The organism is Streptococcus sp. HMSC072D03 (assembly GCF_001812855.1).
GTDB lineage: Bacteria > Bacillota > Bacilli > Lactobacillales > Streptococcaceae > Streptococcus > Streptococcus salivarius_D.
This window is the reverse complement of the sequence record NZ_KV810675.1, coordinates 13,530-32,173: the sequence shown is the minus strand read 5'-3', so window position 1 is coordinate 32,173 and position 18,644 is coordinate 13,530. Positions and strand designations below refer to the sequence as shown.

The following is an 18,644-nucleotide window of genomic DNA, read 5'->3' as shown; positions in this document are numbered from 1 at the left end:
CAGTGGTTTTACCCACTACAGAAATTATAGAGGCTTAATAAAAGGGAGAGCGAAAAGCTCTCTTTTTTTGCTTGATGAAACATAATATTTCTGATAATATAATCGTAATTAATTATGATTTAAGAGGAGCTTTCCCATGTCAGACATTTTACATTATATTGTTGAGCATCCATTTTATTGCCTTATTCTATTAGGAGTTGTTGTACTAGCCTGTGGGTTGGGGCCATTTTCAAGTAGTTCAACAGAAAACAAGCGCTCAGCAATTATTAATAAGCACTACAACGATACTTTTAAGAAATAAGAAGGGCTAAATGCAGTCAGAAAGCAGATATTAGAGATAGGCAAAAGCCTGTCTTTTTTGTATAATAGAAGATAACGATTAGTTTTTTTATAATCACAAGTAAGAACTAGGAAGATAAAAATGCCAAATATTGAAGAATTAAAACAACGACAGGAGAAGATTCGTAACTTCTCTATTATTGCCCATATTGACCACGGTAAATCAACCCTTGCCGACCGTATCTTGGAAAAGACTGAGACAGTGTCAAGTCGTGAGATGCAGGCGCAACTCCTTGATAGCATGGACCTCGAACGTGAACGTGGAATCACTATTAAACTAAATGCCATTGAGCTTAACTATACAGCTAAAGATGGTGAAACATACATTTTCCACCTTATCGACACACCAGGACACGTGGACTTTACTTATGAGGTGTCACGTTCTCTTGCTGCCTGTGAGGGTGCCATCTTGGTGGTGGATGCAGCTCAAGGGATTGAAGCTCAAACTCTTGCCAATGTTTACTTGGCCCTTGATAATGACTTGGAAATCTTACCAGTTATCAATAAAATTGACCTTCCAGCTGCAGATCCTGAACGTGTGCGTACAGAGGTTGAAGATGTCATCGGACTAGATGCTTCTGAAGCTGTGCTTGCATCAGCTAAGGCCGGTATTGGTATCGAAGAGATTCTCGAACAAATCGTTGAGAAAGTGCCTGCACCTCAAGGTGATGTTGAAGCCCCTCTCCAAGCCCTTATCTTTGACTCTGTTTACGATGCTTACCGTGGGGTTATCCTCCAAGTGCGTGTGGTTAACGGAATGGTTAAACCAGGCGATAAGATTCAAATGATGTCTAATGGCAAGACCTTTGATGTTACTGAGGTTGGTATTTTCACACCTAAAGCTGTTGGTCGTGATTACCTTGCGACAGGAGATGTTGGTTATATCGCAGCCTCAATTAAGACCGTTGCGGATACCCGTGTCGGTGATACCGTAACCCTTGCGGATAATCCAGCTGCTGAGCCACTCCATGGCTATAAGCAAATGAACCCAATGGTGTTTGCAGGTCTTTACCCAATTGAGTCAAATAAATATAACGACTTGCGTGAAGCCCTTGAAAAGCTCCAGTTGAACGATGCCAGTCTTCAATTTGAGCCTGAAACGTCTCAAGCCCTTGGTTTTGGTTTCCGTTGTGGTTTCTTGGGTCTTCTTCACATGGATGTTATCCAAGAACGTTTGGAACGTGAGTTTAACATCGACCTCATCATGACAGCGCCATCGGTAGTTTACCATGTTAATACTACTGACGGTGAGATGCTTGAAGTGTCTAACCCTTCAGAGTTCCCAGATCCTACACGTATTGATGCTATTGAAGAACCTTATGTTAAAGCTCAAATCATGGTTCCTCAAGAATATGTTGGTGCGGTTATGGAGTTGGCACAACGTAAACGTGGTGATTTTGAAACCATGGAATACATTGATGATAATCGTGTGAATGTTATCTATCAGATTCCACTTGCCGAAATCGTCTTTGATTTCTTTGATAAATTGAAATCATCTACACGTGGTTATGCAAGCTTTGACTATGAATTGTCAGAATACCGCCGTTCACAATTGGTGAAAATGGATATTCTCCTTAATGGTGACAAGGTCGATGCCCTTAGCTTCATCGTTCACAAGGAATTTGCCTACGAGCGTGGAAAACTTATCGTTGATAAGCTTAAGAAAATCATTCCACGTCAACAATTCGAAGTGCCTATCCAAGCGGCTATCGGTCAAAAAATCGTTGCCCGTACAGATATTAAAGCCCTTCGTAAAAACGTCTTGGCTAAGTGTTACGGTGGTGACGTTTCACGTAAACGTAAACTCCTCGAAAAACAAAAAGCCGGTAAGAAACGTATGAAAGCCATCGGTTCGGTGGAAGTACCCCAAGAAGCCTTCTTGTCTGTGCTTTCAATGGACGAAGAAGAGAAATAAGAGTAATAGTCAGAATGTGATGTTCTGGCTATTTTTGTAAAAAAGTTATGATAAAGAAGATTCTAAAATTTCCCTTCTCAAAGCGTGGAGGGATTTATACTGCGACTATACTCACACTTTTCTTTTTAGGAAATGCTTATACAAAGCATAAATTTCACGAAAAAGCTGTAGAAGAGTTACAGACGGCCCTAAAAGCAGATAAGGTAACTTCCAATGAGATTTTTGGTAGCCGTCAACAATATGTTGCCATTAGTCATGAAGAACCCACTTACTATAATTCTGAAGATAATGTAGCTACAGAAATGATTGGTAGAAATCATTTTGTTCGCTATTACGATACCATGAGTAGTCTGCATCAAGCTCATTTCGTAGTTTATGATATTAACAAAAATTTTGAAAAGAAAATTATTAATTTGACCCCATATTTGAAGAAAATCAAAAATTTTAAAGATATTAAGGAGTTTGGTGTGTCTTTAAGAGAGATCGATGGTTATGATTATGTTTTCTTGACTCCTTCTCAAAGCGATAAGCAATTTGCTTATAATCTAGATACCAATCAATTTTTGACCAGAGACCTACCAGATTATTCTTACAGTAAAGATGAACTGCTATATTTCGGTGATAGGAGTTCTGCTCATAATCAGATGAATGATAGCACCATGTGGGGTTATTTAAAGAGAGAAGGAAACTTAGATGAGCTTTTAAGGAAGTCACCAGCCCCAAAGGACAGCTATTTATCTGCTCAGCTAAACCTTATCATAGAAATTGATAATGTAGACACTTCCAAAGAGGAGAATCAGATTAATCTATTTAATGACAATCCTGGAGTCAAGCATATTTACGAAGAAGCTGTAAATCAGACACATACAAATAGTAATACAATAAAGAAATTTAAAGTATTGACCCGTCAAGGCAAGGAAGGAGATTTCCCAGCTGGTCCAACTGAGCCAGTGAAAAGGAAAGGACCTGATAAACCAAGTGAACCAAAGAAAGTTTCAGAATTAAATGTTTTTCCTGATAATATTTTTCCTGTTAAAACCTTGAGTTTCAGTGAGATTCTTAACAAAAAGGCTCAACAAGACTATCAGAAAGACTATCGAGCTTACGAAAAAGCACGTCAAAAAGTTCAAAAGGATTATGACAAGGACTATAATGCCTATAAATAGCAATTAGCTCAATATGAGTCTTATAGAGATCGAGAGTACTAAAGACAATCACAAATCTATTTTTCTCCTGAAGAGCAAACAAATGATATCTTACATTGGTTAGGGACAAATGGAGAAGATACGATTGTAGTTTCTGTAGAGGATAGTGCTGGTTTTAAGAAAGATATCCATTCTTTTGCTGATATAAAGGATTGGGTGGATAAACATGATTATGATTCCACTATTAAGTCAGACTTTAGAGACTACAAAGGGGGCGACTAAGTATTCTTGAATGTCTATGTGGCTTCTACAAACCCTACACAAGCTTTTTTCTCGGCTTTAGGCTATAATAGACAAAAAGGAATGTTGGGAGGGCCAATATGGATATCACAAGTTTTATTCCTAGTCAGCGACAGGCTATTCTGGAGCGTTTTCAGCAAGTGGAGGCCTTGGGATTAGGCGCAGTTCGTATTGAGTTGAAGGTTGCGAATCCTGTTGGCATCATCTATGAGTGTTACATTATGGCAGAGGAAAATTATTTTTCTGATCAAGCAGTGGTGTCCTTCCGTATTCTTTACGAAAAGGACTTGGACCGCATTTCTTTGGATGTCGTTGATATCCCGGGTCGCTCAAGTTTGTCTAATTACCTCCAGTTACTAGAGATTTTTGAAGGCCTGCAAAATTATCTCAATCGAGAGTTTGCTAAGGTAAAAAATACATAAACATCTGATAGCAATCAGGTGTTTCTTTTTGTGCTAGAAGTTCAAAATTTCACAATCTTTTTTTCACAAGATTGTCTGAAAACTGTGCTATAATGATAACAGAATTGTGAAGTGATGAAAGTTTGTGAAAAAACGAGCAGACTTTGACACTTTGTGACTTATACTTGAAAGGAAAGTTGGCTCTACCATTTTAGGGCCAGAAGGACTGTGTTCATGTCAGAAGAAAAGCAATTGTATGGTGCGGATTTAGTGGTTGATAGTTTGATCAACCATGATGTTGATTATGTCTTTGGGATTCCAGGTGCAAAAATCGATAGAGTTTTTGATACCTTGGAAGATAAGGGACCTGAATTGATAGTTGCCCGTCATGAGCAAAATGCTGCTTTTATGGCTCAAGGTGTTGGACGTATTACAGGGAAACCTGGTGTAGTATTGGTAACATCTGGGCCAGGTGTCTCTAATTTGGCTACTGGTTTGGTAACAGCGACGGATGAAGGTGATCCTGTTCTTGCTATTGGTGGTCAGGTTAAGCGTGCAGATCTCTTGAAACGTGCCCACCAATCAATGAATAACGTTGCTATGCTTGAGCCAATTACCAAGTATGCTGCTGAAGTACATGATGCTAACACCCTTTCTGAAACGGTAGCAAATGCCTATCGTCACGCTAAGTCAGGGAAACCAGGTGCAAGCTTTATTTCAATTCCTCAAGACGTGACCGATGCTCCGGTCAGTGTTAAGGCTATTAAGCCTATGACAGATCCAAAACTTGGTTCAGCATCTGTTTCTGATATTAACTATCTCGCACAAGCGATTAAAAATGCAGTGTTGCCAGTCTTTCTTTTGGGGAATGGTGCCTCATCAGAAGCCGTAACTTACTCTATTCGCCAGATTTTGAAGCATGTCAAATTACCAGTTGTTGAAACTTTCCAAGGTGCTGGTATCGTGTCACGTGACCTTGAAGAAGATACTTTCTTTGGTCGTGTAGGTCTTTTCCGTAACCAACCGGGGGACATGTTGCTTAAGAAGTCTGACTTGATTATTGCCATTGGGTATGACCCAATCGAGTATGAAGCACGTAACTGGAATGCTGAAATTTCGGCACGTATCATTGTAATCGATGTGGAACCTGCTGAGGTGGATACTTACTTCCAGCCAGAACGTGAGTTGATTGGTAATGTTGAAGCAACTTTAGATTTGCTCTTGCCAGCTATTCAAGGTTATAAATTACCTGAAGGATCAGTTGAATACCTTAAAGGGTTGAAGAATAACGTTGTTGAGGATGTTAAGTTTGATCGCCGACCTGAAGAAGGAAAGGTACATCCGCTAGATTTGATTGAAGTTTTGCAAGACCAAACCAAAGATGATATGACAGTCACTGTTGACGTTGGTAGTCACTATATTTGGATGGCTCGCTATTTCAAATCTTATGAACCACGTCATTTGCTTTTCTCTAATGGGATGCAAACTTTAGGGGTTGCTCTTCCGTGGGCCATCTCTGCAGCTTTGGTTCGTCCTAAGACAAAAGTCATTTCTGTTTCTGGAGATGGTGGTTTCCTTTTCTCAGCACAAGAATTGGAAACGGCAGTTCGTTTGAAATTGCCAATTGTTCATATTATCTGGAACGATGGCCATTACAATATGGTGGAATTCCAGGAAGAAATGAAGTACGGTCGTTCATCTGGGGTTGACTTTGGTCCTGTAGATTTTGTAAAATATGCTGAGAGCTTTGGAGCGAAAGGTTATCGTGCAACAAGTAAAGAAGAGTTTGCTAGCTTGCTTCAAGAAGCTTTGGCTCAAGCTGTAGATGGACCAGTCCTTATTGATGTTCCAATCGACTATAAAGATAATATTAAACTCGGCGAAACTATTTTGCCAGATGAATTTTACTAAAAAGAGGGTGTAGACATGTCTGAAGCCATAAAATTATTTCAATATAATACTTTGGGAGCCCTGATGGCTGGGCTTTATGGAGGTACTTTAACAGTTGGAGAATTGTTGGAGCATGGAGACTTAGGTCTCGGAACATTAGATTCTATCGATGGAGAATTGATTGTTCTTGACGGTAAAGCCTATCAAGCCAAAGGGTCTGAGGGTAAGGTCGAAGTGGTAGAAGTTTCTCCTGATGAAAAAGTACCTTATGCAGCAGTCGTACCTCACCAAGCTGAAGTTATCTTCCGTCAACGTTATGAAATGACTGATAAAGAACTTGAGGATCGTATTGAATCTTATTATGATGGGGTCAATCTTTTCCGTTCTATCAAAATCAAAGGTCATTTTAAACATATGCACGTGCGCATGATTCCAAAATCAAATGCCGATATTAAGTTTGCGGATGTTGCCACTCGCCAACCTGAGTACGAGGTTGATAATATTTCAGGTACTATCGTTGGTATTTGGACACCAGAAATGTTCCACGGTGTGAGTGTTGCTGGTTATCACCTCCATTTTATTTCAGACGACTTGACATTTGGTGGTCACGTTATGGACTTTGTTATTGAAAATGGTATTATCGAAGTTGGTCCAGTTGACCAACTCGACCAACGTTTCCCAGTGCAAGACCGTCAGTATCTTTTTGCTAAATTCAATGTCGATGAGATGCGTGAAGATATTACTAAGGCTGAATAAAATTTTTTAAGACATCATAAATCATAGAAAGAACTTTCCTAGATGATTAGGGAAGTTTTTTTGTTTTTTGAAGTTATTTCTATATCGAAATAGTTGACAGATGTAATTATAGATGTTACAATTCGTGATATAAAGTTCGATATGGAACTAAAATTCAAAGAAAGACATGGTGTTTTATAATGGATTATTTGAAAGTGCTAGTCGAAGAGATTCATTCAGTTGTAGTGGCAACGGTTGATGAAACGGGACATCCGCATACAGCTGTTATGGACATGATGTGGGAGGACGGGAAAACAGTTTATTTTTTGACTGCCGATTTTAAACCCCTCTACAAACGGCTTAAGGAAGATGGACGTGTAGCAGTGACAGGGATGACTCAAGGTGCCGGAACTATGGATCGTAAATCTATTTCCCTAACCGGTCAGGTGGAATGGATTGGAAAAGAGCATTTAGAAGAGTTGTTAAAAGCCAATCCATACATGTATGAGATTTATCCGACGGAGGAGGGACGTAGTCACCTACAAGTCTTTCGTTTTAAAAATTCAGTAGGCAATTTTTATGATTTGACGCAATTGCCTCCCTATCAAGCAAGATTTGAAATTGAGGGATGATAAGATGACAAAGATTCAAGATGCAAAGAGAATCATTGAAGAAGCAGATAAAATTGTGATCGGAGCGGGAGCTGGCTTATCTGTAGCGGCTGGCTTAACCTACTCAGGCTCACGTTTTGAGGTTTTCTTTAAAGATTATATTGCTCGTTATGGCATGCAGGATATGTATTCTGCAGCATTTTATCCTTTTGAGACCGCTGAGGAGCGCTGGGGTTATTGGGCTAAGCATATATATCATAATCGTTACCAACCGGAGGGATTTTCGCTTTATAGAGATCTTTTCGACTTGGTTAAGGACAAGGATTATTTTGTGATTACGACCAATGTAGATGGGCAGTTTATGAAGACAGGATTTGCTCCGGAACGTTTCTTTGAAGTGCAGGGCAACTACGGAGAGTGGCAGTGCTCCGTTCCTTGTCGTCAGAAAGTCTTTGATAATAGAGGAGCTGTCATGGAGATGCTAAATGAAATCAAGGACTTGAAAATTCCAACCGACTTGATACCGTATTGTCCTCATTGTGGAGCGCCAATGACCATGCATTTACGTGTAGACCAGGCTTTTGTCCAAAATGAGACTTGGGAGGCTTCTTATGAAGCTTATCTAGGATTTTTAGAAGGGATGGAAGATCAAAAGGTTGTCTTCTTAGAATTGGGTGTCGGATACAATACGCGGACCATCATTCGCTATCCTTTTGAGAAAATGACAGCATGTCCGCTATCCAGCACCGGTGACAGCCGACTTTCTCTACCAACAAGACCGTTATTTACAAGAAAAACTATTAGAAAAGGGAGTTGTAGACTTAAAAGACTTGACTCCGATTCGGCCCAATCTCTACCTGTGGCAAGGCGATATCACTCGTCTGGCGGTTGATGCCATTGTCAATGCGGCCAACAGTAAGCTTTTAGGCTGTTTTGTACCTAATCATTCTTGTATTGACAATGCCATTCACACAGCTGCGGGGGTTGAACTACGTTTATCCTCTCCTTGCTCCTGCAGGAGCAAGGAGAGGATGAAACTACGGGTCAGGCAAAGATGACCAAGGCCTATAACCTACCTTCCCGCTATGTCCTTCACACAGTTGGGCCTATTATCTATGACGAAGTGACAGATTTGGAAAGACAACAGTTGGCCTCTTCGTACGAAGAGTGTTTGAACTTAGCTTATGAAAAAGGTCTGAGAAGCTTGGCCTTTTGTTGTATCTCAACAGGAGAATTTCGTTTTCCAAATGAAGAGGCAACTAAGATTGCGATAGAGACGGTTCTACAGTTCCAGAAAGAACACCCTGATATGGTAGTTATATTCAATGTTTTTAAAGATATTGATTATACGATTTATCAAGCATTATTAAAAAAATAATGTTTCTATATAGAAGTAGTTGATGGATGTAACAGACAGTGATACAATAACTTTAATATTTCGATATCGAACAAAAAGGAGACATAATGGACAAGATGTTAGGGGGCTACCAAGCTCTACAAATTCGTTTGTTGAATGGGCGGATTTTTCAAAAAATCTTGAGCAAAGAACCAGAAGCTCAATATAGAAGTGAACAAGGAAAAATTTTAACAGTGCTTTGGCAAAAAGAAGATGGTCGAGCAACTGCGACAGATATCGCCCTTGCTTCAGGGCTAGCCAACAATACCTTGACCAGCATGATCAAGAAATTAGTTGACCAGGGCTTGGTTACGATTGAACAGAGTGACCAGGACAAGCGCAAGAAGTTTGTTGTTTTGACCGAACTTGGTTGGGCACAAAAAGAAATTGGAGACCGTGTTAGCAAAGAACTGGGAGAGATTTTCTACCAAGGCTTTTCTGATCAAGAAATCCGAGAATTTGAAGCCTATCAAGAGCGTATTATCACAAATTTAAAAGCTAAAGAAAATGATATGTAGGGAAAGGAAGTAACAGTTATGATTGGAATAACAGGTGTAACAGGGAAATTAGGCTCTTATGTGGCTGATCTTGTCGATCAGCAAGGAATTTCTTCTATCCATCTGGCAAGAAGCCCAGAGCGTGCAAAAGTCTACGCGTCAGCGGAAATTCGTAAGATGGTGTATGCCAATACTCCAGAGGTGGTTGAGGCCTTAAAGGGAATCGATGTCTTATTGATGGTCTCTGCTCGGGAAAATCCAGAGCGTGTTGAGGAACACAAGAGTTTTTTAGATGCCGCAAAGCTTGCTGGAGTGCAGCATATCGTCTATACCTCCTTTTACGGAGCAGATGAAAAAGCAACCTTTACCTTGTCTCGAGATCATGCCCAGACGGAAGCCTATATCAAGAAGTTAGGATTCACCTATACATTTTTGAGAGATAATTTTTACTTGGACTTCTTTATTGATATTGCTCTTGAAAATGGAGAAATTCGTGGTCCGGCTGGCAGGGGCCGTGTGTCAGCTGTTGCCCGTAAGGACACTTCTAGGGTCGCAGCAGAGATTCTCTTAAACCCTAAGGAATGGGAAAATCAAACCTTGAATCTAACAGGACCAGAGGATCTTTCTATGGAAGAAATCGTAGAGCTTCTCTCAAAAGAGACCGGTAATGCCATCACGTATGTAGACGAATCGGTAGAAGAGGCCTATGAGTCACGGAAAAAATGGCCAGCACAAACTTGGGAGTACGATGCTTGGGTCAGTACCTATACAGCTATCAAAGTTGGGGAACAAGCTGGGGTTTTTACAGATGTCGAAAAAGTCTTAGGGCATCCAGCAAGTAGCTTATTGGATATTCTTAGAGACAGAAAACTTATTGAGGAAAAATATGATTGAATACAAACATGTAGCTTTGCGCTACACGGAAAAGGACATTTTAAAAGATGTCAATCTCCGTATTGAAAATGGAGAATTTATGGTTCTTGTGGGACCTTCAGGATCTGGTAAGACCACCATGATAAAGATGATTAACCGTCTTTTGGAGCCGACAGATGGCAATATCTATATGGATGGAAAACGCATTAAGGACTATGATGAACGGGAGTTACGTCTCAGCACCGGCTATGTCCTTCAAGCCATTGCCCTATTTCCTAACTTGACCGTTGCGGAAAATATTGCTCTCATTCCTGAGATGAAGGGCTGGAGCAAGGAGCAAATTGCTTCTAAAACAGAAGAACTCTTGGATAAGGTTGGCCTACCTGCTGCAGAGTATGCAAATCGCATGCCTAGTGAATTATCTGGTGGGGAGCAACAGCGGATTGGCATTGTCCGAGCTATCATTGGGGAACCAAAAATTCTATTGATGGACGAGCCCTTTTCAGCCTTGGATGCCATCTCTCGAAAACAATTACAAGAATTGACCAAGGCCTTACATAAAGAATTCGGCATGACGACCATCTTTGTAACACATGATACGGATGAGGCCTTAAAATTAGGGGATCGAATTGCAGTTTTGCAGGATGGAGAAATTCGCCAGGTGGCAGACCCTGAAACAATTTTACAAGCGCCTGCGACAGACTTTGTAGCAAACTTGTTTGGAGGTAGCCTTCATGTCTAATTTCATTTCAACCTTTCAAGAACGTTTTGGGGACTGGTTAACGGCCCTCGGACAGCACTTACAATTGTCTCTTTTGACCTTAATTATTGCAATTTTCCTTTCAATTCCTTTGGCCATTTATCTTAGTACGCGCGAACGTGCCAGTAATTGGGTCTTGCAACTCGCTGGTGTCTTTCAAACCATCCCTTCCATGGCCCTTCTAGGACTCTTTATCCCTATTATGGGAATTGGAACTCTTCCTGCTTTAACAGCTCTAGTCATTTATGCGATATTCCCAATTTTGCAAAATACTATTACAGGATTGCGTGGGATTGACCCTAGTTTGGAAGAAGCTGGGATTGCCTTTGGGATGACCAAGTGGGAACGCCTCAAGAAGTTCGAGATTCCACTGGCTATGCCTGTGGTGATGTCAGGGGTAAGGACTTCTGCGGTAATGATTATAGGGACAGCAACCTTGGCAGCCTTGATTGGGGCTGGAGGACTTGGTTCCTTTATCCTTCTAGGTATTGATCGAAGAAATTATAGCTTGATTCTGATTGGGGCCATTTCTTCAGCGGTTCTTGCTATTTTATTCAATATTGTTCTAAAATGGATGGAAAAAGCCAAGTTACGCACGATTTTTGCAGCTTTCGCTATTATGGTGCTTGGTTTGGGAGCAAGTTACGCACCAAGTATGATGCCTCAGAAAGAGAAAGAAAATTTAGTCATAGCCGGTAAATTGGGACCTGAACCAGAGATTCTCATGAATATGTACAAGCTTCTCATTGAGGAGAATAGTGACATGACGGTGACGGTTAAGCCTAACTTTGGGAAGACAGATTTCCTTTATCAAGCGCTTAAAAAGGGTGATATTGATATCTATCCAGAATTTACAGGGACCATTACAAGCTCTCTCTTGCAGCCAGCTCCTAAAGTCAGCAACGACTCCAAAGAAGTTTTCGAGGTTGCGCGTGATGGGATAAAGAAACAAGATAATCTAGCCTTGCTCAAACCCATGGCTTATCAAAACACCTATGCGATTGCTGTTCCGAAAAGTATTTCGAAAGAGTATAATCTGAAGACGATTTCTGATCTCAAGAAAGTTCAGGACAAGCTCAAAGCTGGTTTCACTCTGGAATTTAACGACCGTGAGGACGGAAACAAAGGACTTCAATCAGTTTATGGACTAAATCTTAATGTAGCTACCATGGAGCCGGCACTTCGCTATGAGGCAATCCAACAAGGCAATATCCAAATAACAGATGCCTATTCAACAGACCCAGAAATTGCTCAATATGATTTAGTTGTTCTAGAGGATGACCAACACCTCTTCCCACCTTACCAAGGGGCACCCCTCATGAAAGAAGCTCTTCTTAAGAAACATCCAGAATTGGAAGGCATTCTGAACAAGTTGGCCGGCAAAATCACAGAGAGCCAAATGAGTCAGATGAACTACCAAGTGGGAGTAGAAGGAAAACCTGCTGCTAAAGTCGCACGTGAGTTTTTGGTCAAACAGGGACTATTGAAGAAATGATCAAGCAAGAAAAAATACAAGAAACTCTTCTGCGACTCTGTAAGCACTATGGAGAACAAAATTGGTGGCAATCGGATAACAAGATTGAAGACTTGGTATCGACTATTCTGATCCAGCGAATAACAGAGAAGAATGCTAAGTTGGCTTTAGCTGGTCTTATGGATGTCATGACAGTAGAGGATATCCTGGCTTTACCGCTAGAAGATTTACAGGAACGTATTCGACCTGCCGGATTTTTTAAGCAAAAGTCTCAAACGATTAGAGGACTTCTGATCTGGTTAAGAGAAGTTGGTGGTTTTGAGGTTCTGTCCAAGATTGGAACAGAAGATTTACGGAAGCAACTTTTGAAGTTAAAAGGGATTGGACCAGAGACTGCAGATGCACTTTTACTTTATCTTTTTGATCGTCCAGTTTTTATTTCGGATGAATATGCGAGAAGACTTTTTCGACGCTTAGGATTTGGAAACTTTGATACTTATAATGACATGCATGCTGTTTACGGTAACGTCTTGGAGGGACTTACTCTCAAACAATGCCAAGAGATTCATGCTGTCATTGATGAACATGGGAAAGCTTTTGGCAAAAGTAAAGGCCAGTTAGACGAAAGTTGGTTACGATAAAAAGAGCCTAGGACAGTAGTCCTTTGACTCCACAAAAGAAACGGATTTTGTACTAACCTAAAGTTAGACAATTTATTTAAGCAAAGGATTTAGTTCTGTATTGCACAGGACTAAGTCCTTTTAGTTTTATCTTAATGCGTTTGTTGTTGTAATAATTAATACAGTCTACACTAGCTTGTTCCAATTGCTCAAGTGACTGAAACGTCTTCTCATAACTATAAAACATCTCAGACTTCAGAATGCCAAAGAAGGATTCCATCATGCCGTTATCTGGACTATTGTATTTACATGACATAGATGACTGGAGTATAAGAGTTATCTAAAAGTATGTGTCTCCTTGTTCAATATCAAAAAATTGGTGAAATGAATAGCGAATATCCCTTTTTATTTTGCTCCAAACCAGATTTTTGGATGGAAATTGCAGATGATAAAGTAAATCATTTAAAAAATAAAAAAGACAAACGCCCACAATGACGTTTGTCTAGAACAGGGAAGTTATCCTTGTACTTTTGCTCTACTTATTAGCTTAAATCGTATGTTACTCAACAGATTTTAGGGCTTCGAGCATATTGACTTTCTTAAGGTGTTGGTTCACAAAGATACCGAGACCTGTCAGAATGACAATGACAACAAGTGTTGGAATGGCATAGATGAGCCAGCTCAGACCTGGATTGAACATGATATTTTCAGGAGGGATAACCTCTACCATGTATTGATGCAATCCCCAACCAAGTCCGAATCCAACCAAGATACCAATGATAGAGAGATAAATGGTTTCTCGATAGATGTAGAGTGTCACTTCTCTATTAAAGAAGCCTAGAACCTTAATGGTTGATAACTCACGGATACGTTCTGCCACATTGATATTTGTCAAATTAAAGAGAACAACTAAAGCAAGAAGAACAGAAATCCCAATCAATACTGCCATAACACGGCTAAGGGAGTTGACGATGGTCTTGATTTGTGCCTTTAGAGTAGTATTTTTAACAACCCCTTTGACACCATCAAGCTCCATAAATTGACTGGCTGTTTGCTCAACGTTTTTGTCTGAGTGATTCTTCAGTGTCAGAATAGTAGCATTTTGGCTCGCCTCTTTACCAAAAGCATTTCTGTAAGTAGTTTCATTCATAAAGATGAAGTGACCCATATACATTTCAGAAATACCAGCAACTTTGAGTTTGATATCCTTGTCTTGACTATTTTGAACGGTTAACTCATCCCCTACAGAAACGCCAGCTAAGTCTGCCAATTTCTCAGAAATAATAATCCCTTTGTCGGTCAAATCGAGTTTTTGACCAGTTTCACGATTATTGAGCTTGATGTAATGTTGTAGAGTTTCTTGATCCTTGTCTTTGACCACAAGGGTTGTGATATCTTGACGATCGTTATTATTTCCTGCCACTTTTGAAAGCATTTCGTAATGAATAGAAAGATGTTCCTTGACCTTGCTATCGTTAATTAATTTTTGGATGTTTTCCTTTTCCTGCCCATCCAGATGATCCTTGTTTGCGACAATCATATCATAGCGAATGATGTTAGGGAATTGGCGTGTGTTAAGGTCTCCAATAGAAGAACGAATACCGAGTCCAGCAAAGAGAAGTGCGATGGAACCGCAGACACCAAAAATAGTCATGAACATCCGTTGCTTGTATCGGAAAATATTACGGGCAGTGACTTTTTGTGTAAAGTTCATCCGGTTCCAAAGTGGGGTGATGCGCTCCAGAAGAATCTTAGAACCAGATGTTGGAGGTTTTGGAAGAAGAAGTTGGGCTGGCTTTTCTCCTAATTCGCGCTTGGCTACCATAAAAGCAGGAAGAACTGTGGACAAAAGACCAAGCACAATAGCTAGAAGAGTCTTAAATGGATAAAAGTGTAACTCAATCGGTGCGAGGAGGATTCGCTCTTTATAACTATTGTATATGATAGTTGGAAGGAGAATGTGACCTGCAGCAACCCCAATAGCAGTACCAATCATACTCGTCACAAATCCATAAATAATAAATTTACGGATGATGTCCTTGTTTTGGTAACCGAGAGCTTTGAATGTCCCTGCCTTAATCCGTTCTTCTTCGACGAAGCGTCCCATTGTTACAAAGGTAACCAAGGCAGCAATAAAGTAGAGGATAACAGGGAAGATATTACTGAGGTTCTGAAAAACAGAAGCGTTGGTCTCATATGAAACGTACCCTTCTGACCAAGGAGTTTCACGACGTGTGTAGACATCGTAGCTTGGTTCAGCAATGCTATCGAGTTTTTCTTGAGCTTCCTTTATTTGCTCCTTCTTTTCAGCGATTTCATCTTGTGCTTGTGTCAATTGTCCCTGGACAAGAGGATTCTTATCCTGACCGCTGGCTTTCGCTTGTTCTAGTTTCTTGTTAAGTTCAGTCTCTGCCGTTTGAAGTTGACTTGTTTGTTGGTCAATCTTAGCCTGTGGATCAGCTTTTAATTCTTTCAAACGGTTAGCAGGTTGATTTTTTACTAATTTTTCGAGCTCATTTTCGTGTTTGGAAACCTTGTCAGTGTAATCCTGGGTATAGGGGTTAGCACTATGGACGTCTTTGTAAGCTAAGCGTGCAATCATGTAGACGTCGGAATCAAAACTAGATTCAGGAACTACCGCATAACCTTTGAGTTCCCCACTACCAGCTGTCGATGAACCGAGGTCAACACTTGATAAGATTTCAGAAGACTGAACAAAGCCAGTGATGGTAAAGGTGTGTTCTTTTAAGACATCCTTACCATTGTCACCCTCTTTTTCAGAAAACGAGATCTTGTCACCAATCTTATATTTGTCTTGATAGACTGAAGAAAGAGCAATTTCACCTTGCTTACTTGGAAGTTTTCCTTTTACAACCTCATAAGTTGAGATATCCTTTGGTTTTGATAATAGTCGAAAGGCATCAGTGGAATCTTTCAGAACGACATCTTTAAAGTAACCGTACTCAATGTTTGCCTCTGATGAGACTTGATTTAAGAGGTCTTGATCCGACTGGTTAAGTCCATAGCTACCAGTAACTGTGAGGTCAGCTGTTTGGTGTTTAGTGAAATAGCTTGTTCCCGTGTGTTGCATATCGGGGGTTGTCACCTTTAGACCCACAAGAGCGAAAGAACCCAAGGCCATGAGTGAAGCAATAGAAACCACCCGTCCTTTAGAACTAGAGAAAGACTTTCTGACATCTTTCCAATAAGTTTTACGATTCATGAGACATCCTTTCTAGTACTCGAGGCTATCAATATCTTGTGGAGTTGCATTGAGTTCAATACTTTGAACACGCGCATCATGCATACGAATCACACGATCTGCAATCGGAGCAAGCGCTCCATTGTGAGTGACAATGATAACAGTAGCTCCTTCATTGCGAGCCTTATCTTGGAGAATCTTCAAGACCTGTTTTCCAGTATTGTAATCCAGGGCTCCTGTAGGTTCGTCACATAGGAGAATTTTAGGATTTTTTGCGACGGCGCGAGCAATAGCTACTCGTTGTTGTTCACCACCAGACAATTGTGCAGGGAAGTTGTTGATGCGTTTCCCAAGACCAACATCAATCAAAGTTTGTTCCGCATCTTTAGCATCCGCAACAATTTCAGAAGCCAACTCTACATTTTCTTTGGCTGTTAAGTTTGAGACCAAGTTATAGAATTGAAAGACGAATCCGACATCGTCTCTGCGATAAGCTGTTAATTGTTTCGCATTATAATTGGAGATGTCTTTCCCATCGATGATGACCTTTCCTTCATCATTGGTATCCATACCACCAAGAATATTGAGAACAGTTGATTTTCCTGCCCCAGAAGAACCGAGTATAATCACTAACTCCCCTTTTTCAATTTCGAAAGTGATATTATTGTTTGCGATGATTTCCACATCACCTGTTTTATACCGTTTGTAACTATGTTTCATTTCAATATACGCCATGTGTATTTGTCTCCTTTAAAAATTATCAGCTGCTAAAACGACAACCTGTTGAATATTTACGAACGTTATTTTATGATTTTTTTAATACGATTGCTACAACAGAAAACAACAATGTGTTGAAATAAGGATACGAAAGTGGTATTAATAAATCAAAATCCTTGATGATAGTTGACAATTACACAAATCAAGATATACTTTAATCAACAATATGTAGAAATAAGGGGTTCGTATGCAACAGAGACAAACGACAACTAAGTCAGATATTAAAGAAGCCTTCATTCAGCTTTTGGCTACAAAAAGTTTAGAGGATATAACGATTAGTCAGTTAACTAAAAAAGCGGGTGTTAACCGCTCGACATTTTATCTGCACTACCTAGATAAACAGGATTTTTTAGAGCAATTAAAAGAAGAAACCTTGTCGACTGTTCGCATGATTTTAAGGAAAGAAACCTTTTATCCCAAAGAAGCCTTAGAAGCCATCTTGTCTTATTTCCAAGAGAGCAGTGCTTTTTTTGCTGAAATTGCAAAAAATCCAAGCTTTCGTTTTGCAGACAACATTCGTTCTTTTATTTTGGGAATGATTGAGTCAACACCACGTTCTCGACCAGTCATTGTGGCAGCTTATCAAATGCCCGAGCGCTATGCTATTACCATGTATGTTTCTGGCTTAACAGGACTTATTGTCGACTGGATTATCAATGGGACTCAAGAAAGTCCCCAACAATTGACCAAAATTATACTGGATTCCCCAGGGATGGAGTGGTTTAAGGGGTAAGGTGTAGATGGACAAGAAATAATTTAATTTGATTTTTTACTAAATTTTCTACACTCACTTGTAGTTTTAAAACAAGGTTAACAATTTAAGGAGCTGCACATATCAATGAATCAATATACCATCCCACAATTTATCGTCGATGCTTTTACAGATACCGTTTTTAAAGGCAACCCAGCTGCTGTTTGTCTTTTGGATGAATGGTTGTCAGATAATACCTTACAGAATATTGCCAAAGAGAATAATCTTTCTGAGACAGCTTTTACGGTTAAAAATGGTGACCACTATGAATTACGTTGGTTCACTCCGGGTGGAGAAATCGATTTGTGTGGTCATGCTACCTTGGCAACGGCCTTTGTTCTCTTTCAATTTAAAGAAATGAAAGCTGAAAGTCTAACTTTTGCAACACAGAGTGGGGAACTTTTAGTTACCAAAAAAGGTGACTACTATGAGCTAAATTTTCCAGCATACGCTATGCAACAAGTTCCAGTAACAAGTGAGATGGAAGAAGCAATCGGAGTCCGTCCACTTGAAGCATGGCTGGGAAGAGATTTAGTCTGTATCCTTCCTCATGAAAATGATATTATTGATGCGACACCAGATTTTGACAGAGTCAAAGCTTTAGATGGACTCCTCTTAAATATCACTGCCAGAGGGGAAAAATATGATACTGTCACACGAAGTTTTGCTCCGAAATTAGCTATTAAGGAAGATCCAGTATGTGGCTCAGGACACTGTCATGTCATTCCTCTATGGGCTAGTAAGTTGGAACAAACAGAATTTAAGGCTTTCCAAGCCTCTGAGAGAAGTGGACTTCTTATTTGTCGCTTGGAGGGCAATCGGATTTATCTTGCTGGAAAAGCTGCCCTTTATAGCCGTGGCGAGATTTATGTGACAAACTAGATTTCTTCTTGTAAAAAAATGAAAGTACTAGCAATAACCGTTAAAGTAATATAAAAACAAACGATGTCTAGCTCAG

General features: G+C 40.0%; 18 protein-coding genes and 1 pseudogene. 16 read left to right on the top strand and 3 right to left on the bottom strand.

Annotated features, from left to right (window positions below):
* Positions 1-136 precede the first annotated feature (136 nt).
* From HMPREF2877_RS10970 to HMPREF2877_RS06735, 14 genes are all read left to right on the top strand, one after another.
* Positions 137-301 (top strand): hypothetical protein, encoded by a 165-nt coding sequence (locus tag HMPREF2877_RS10970; protein WP_002883920.1) that lies wholly within the window; start codon positions 137-139, stop codon positions 299-301.
* A gap of 120 nt (positions 302-421) precedes the next feature.
* Positions 422-2,254: a translation elongation factor 4 gene (gene lepA / locus HMPREF2877_RS06795; RefSeq protein ID WP_004182454.1), complete on the top strand. Its 1,833-nt coding sequence runs from the start codon at positions 422-424 to the stop codon at positions 2,252-2,254.
* A 47-nt stretch (positions 2,255-2,301) separates the two neighbouring features.
* Positions 2,302-3,420, top strand: a complete 1,119-nt coding sequence (locus HMPREF2877_RS06790) for a hypothetical protein (protein ID WP_004182455.1) — start codon at positions 2,302-2,304, stop codon at positions 3,418-3,420.
* A gap of 359 nt (positions 3,421-3,779) precedes the next feature.
* A complete protein-coding gene (locus HMPREF2877_RS06785; protein ID WP_004182456.1) occupies positions 3,780-4,121 on the top strand; it encodes a hypothetical protein in 342 nt (113 codons plus the stop codon).
* A 213-nt stretch (positions 4,122-4,334) separates the two neighbouring features.
* Positions 4,335-6,011 (top strand): acetolactate synthase AlsS, encoded by a 1,677-nt coding sequence (alsS, locus tag HMPREF2877_RS06780; RefSeq protein WP_004182457.1) that lies wholly within the window; start codon positions 4,335-4,337, stop codon positions 6,009-6,011.
* Positions 6,012-6,026: 15 nt separating this feature from the next.
* Entirely contained in the window at positions 6,027-6,746 is a 720-nt protein-coding gene (budA, locus tag HMPREF2877_RS06775) for an acetolactate decarboxylase (protein WP_002883899.1), read from the top strand.
* Positions 6,747-6,925: 179 nt separating this feature from the next.
* Positions 6,926-7,357 carry a pyridoxamine 5'-phosphate oxidase family protein gene (locus HMPREF2877_RS06770; protein ID WP_004182458.1) on the top strand — a complete coding sequence of 144 codons (432 nt, stop codon included), beginning with the start codon at positions 6,926-6,928 and terminating at the stop codon, positions 7,355-7,357.
* A gap of 4 nt (positions 7,358-7,361) precedes the next feature.
* Positions 7,362-8,228: an SIR2 family NAD-dependent protein deacylase gene (locus HMPREF2877_RS06765; protein ID WP_070579341.1), complete on the top strand. Its 867-nt coding sequence runs from the start codon at positions 7,362-7,364 to the stop codon at positions 8,226-8,228.
* Positions 8,229-8,390: 162 nt separating this feature from the next.
* On the top strand, positions 8,391-8,714 hold the full coding sequence (locus HMPREF2877_RS11280) for a macro domain-containing protein (protein ID WP_050806086.1): 324 nt from the start codon (positions 8,391-8,393) through the stop codon (positions 8,712-8,714).
* Between the two features lie 86 nt (positions 8,715-8,800).
* Positions 8,801-9,250 carry a MarR family winged helix-turn-helix transcriptional regulator gene (locus HMPREF2877_RS06755; RefSeq protein WP_061652353.1) on the top strand — a complete coding sequence of 150 codons (450 nt, stop codon included), beginning with the start codon at positions 8,801-8,803 and terminating at the stop codon, positions 9,248-9,250.
* 18 nt (positions 9,251-9,268) lie between these two features.
* Positions 9,269-10,123, top strand: coding sequence for an SDR family oxidoreductase (locus HMPREF2877_RS06750; RefSeq protein ID WP_061652352.1), 855 nt, complete (start codon positions 9,269-9,271; stop codon positions 10,121-10,123).
* Positions 10,116-10,844 carry an ABC transporter ATP-binding protein gene (locus tag HMPREF2877_RS06745; protein ID WP_061652351.1) on the top strand — a complete coding sequence of 243 codons (729 nt, stop codon included), beginning with the start codon at positions 10,116-10,118 and terminating at the stop codon, positions 10,842-10,844. Before HMPREF2877_RS06750 ends, HMPREF2877_RS06745 begins: the two co-directional genes overlap by 8 nt.
* On the top strand, positions 10,837-12,357 hold the full coding sequence (locus tag HMPREF2877_RS06740; RefSeq protein WP_070579339.1) for an ABC transporter permease/substrate-binding protein: 1,521 nt from the start codon (positions 10,837-10,839) through the stop codon (positions 12,355-12,357). Before HMPREF2877_RS06745 ends, HMPREF2877_RS06740 begins: the two co-directional genes overlap by 8 nt.
* A complete protein-coding gene (locus tag HMPREF2877_RS06735; protein WP_070579336.1) occupies positions 12,354-12,977 on the top strand; it encodes an endonuclease III domain-containing protein in 624 nt (207 codons plus the stop codon). Before HMPREF2877_RS06740 ends, HMPREF2877_RS06735 begins: the two co-directional genes overlap by 4 nt.
* 76 nt (positions 12,978-13,053) lie before the next feature.
* Here HMPREF2877_RS06735 and HMPREF2877_RS10695 read toward each other — a convergent pair.
* The 3 genes and pseudogenes from HMPREF2877_RS10695 to HMPREF2877_RS06725 form a co-directional block, all read right to left on the bottom strand.
* Positions 13,054-13,284, bottom strand: a pseudogene (locus HMPREF2877_RS10695) (IS3 family transposase); the annotation flags it as partial.
* Positions 13,285-13,515: 231 nt separating this feature from the next.
* Positions 13,516-16,179 (bottom strand): FtsX-like permease family protein, encoded by a 2,664-nt coding sequence (locus tag HMPREF2877_RS06730; RefSeq protein ID WP_070579333.1) that lies wholly within the window; start codon positions 16,177-16,179, stop codon positions 13,516-13,518.
* 12 nt (positions 16,180-16,191) lie between these two features.
* The gene (locus HMPREF2877_RS06725) at positions 16,192-16,893 is read right to left on the bottom strand and encodes an ABC transporter ATP-binding protein (RefSeq protein ID WP_070579331.1); all 702 of its coding nucleotides are present in this window, start codon (positions 16,891-16,893) and stop codon (positions 16,192-16,194) included.
* A gap of 229 nt (positions 16,894-17,122) precedes the next feature.
* Between HMPREF2877_RS06725 and HMPREF2877_RS06720 the strand changes: the two genes are divergently transcribed.
* Both HMPREF2877_RS06720 and HMPREF2877_RS06715 read left to right on the top strand, forming a co-directional pair.
* Entirely contained in the window at positions 17,123-17,668 is a 546-nt protein-coding gene (locus HMPREF2877_RS06720; RefSeq protein WP_070579329.1) for a TetR/AcrR family transcriptional regulator, read from the top strand.
* Between the two features lie 105 nt (positions 17,669-17,773).
* Positions 17,774-18,568 (top strand): PhzF family phenazine biosynthesis protein, encoded by a 795-nt coding sequence (locus HMPREF2877_RS06715; RefSeq protein WP_070579326.1) that lies wholly within the window; start codon positions 17,774-17,776, stop codon positions 18,566-18,568.
* Positions 18,569-18,644: the final 76 nt, after the last annotated feature.

Coding starts and splice junctions, on each gene's coding strand:
- HMPREF2877_RS06755 (WP_061652353.1), top strand. CDS start 8,801: ATGGACAAGATGTTAGGGGGCTACCAAGCTCTACAAATTCGTTTGTTG.
- HMPREF2877_RS06745 (WP_061652351.1), top strand. CDS start 10,116: ATGATTGAATACAAACATGTAGCTTTGCGCTACACGGAAAAGGACATT.
- HMPREF2877_RS06790 (WP_004182455.1), top strand. CDS start 2,302: ATGATAAAGAAGATTCTAAAATTTCCCTTCTCAAAGCGTGGAGGGATT.
- lepA (WP_004182454.1), top strand. CDS start 422: ATGCCAAATATTGAAGAATTAAAACAACGACAGGAGAAGATTCGTAAC.
- HMPREF2877_RS06720 (WP_070579329.1), top strand. CDS start 17,123: ATGCAACAGAGACAAACGACAACTAAGTCAGATATTAAAGAAGCCTTC.
- HMPREF2877_RS06715 (WP_070579326.1), top strand. CDS start 17,774: ATGAATCAATATACCATCCCACAATTTATCGTCGATGCTTTTACAGAT.
- HMPREF2877_RS06735 (WP_070579336.1), top strand. CDS start 12,354: ATGATCAAGCAAGAAAAAATACAAGAAACTCTTCTGCGACTCTGTAAG.
- HMPREF2877_RS06725 (WP_070579331.1), bottom strand. CDS start 16,893: ATGGCGTATATTGAAATGAAACATAGTTACAAACGGTATAAAACAGGT.
- HMPREF2877_RS06740 (WP_070579339.1), top strand. CDS start 10,837: ATGTCTAATTTCATTTCAACCTTTCAAGAACGTTTTGGGGACTGGTTA.
- HMPREF2877_RS11280 (WP_050806086.1), top strand. CDS start 8,391: ATGACCAAGGCCTATAACCTACCTTCCCGCTATGTCCTTCACACAGTT.
- alsS (WP_004182457.1), top strand. CDS start 4,335: ATGTCAGAAGAAAAGCAATTGTATGGTGCGGATTTAGTGGTTGATAGT.
- HMPREF2877_RS10970 (WP_002883920.1), top strand. CDS start 137: ATGTCAGACATTTTACATTATATTGTTGAGCATCCATTTTATTGCCTT.
- HMPREF2877_RS06770 (WP_004182458.1), top strand. CDS start 6,926: ATGGATTATTTGAAAGTGCTAGTCGAAGAGATTCATTCAGTTGTAGTG.
- HMPREF2877_RS06730 (WP_070579333.1), bottom strand. CDS start 16,179: ATGAATCGTAAAACTTATTGGAAAGATGTCAGAAAGTCTTTCTCTAGT.
- HMPREF2877_RS06785 (WP_004182456.1), top strand. CDS start 3,780: ATGGATATCACAAGTTTTATTCCTAGTCAGCGACAGGCTATTCTGGAG.
- HMPREF2877_RS06750 (WP_061652352.1), top strand. CDS start 9,269: ATGATTGGAATAACAGGTGTAACAGGGAAATTAGGCTCTTATGTGGCT.
- budA (WP_002883899.1), top strand. CDS start 6,027: ATGTCTGAAGCCATAAAATTATTTCAATATAATACTTTGGGAGCCCTG.
- HMPREF2877_RS06765 (WP_070579341.1), top strand. CDS start 7,362: ATGACAAAGATTCAAGATGCAAAGAGAATCATTGAAGAAGCAGATAAA.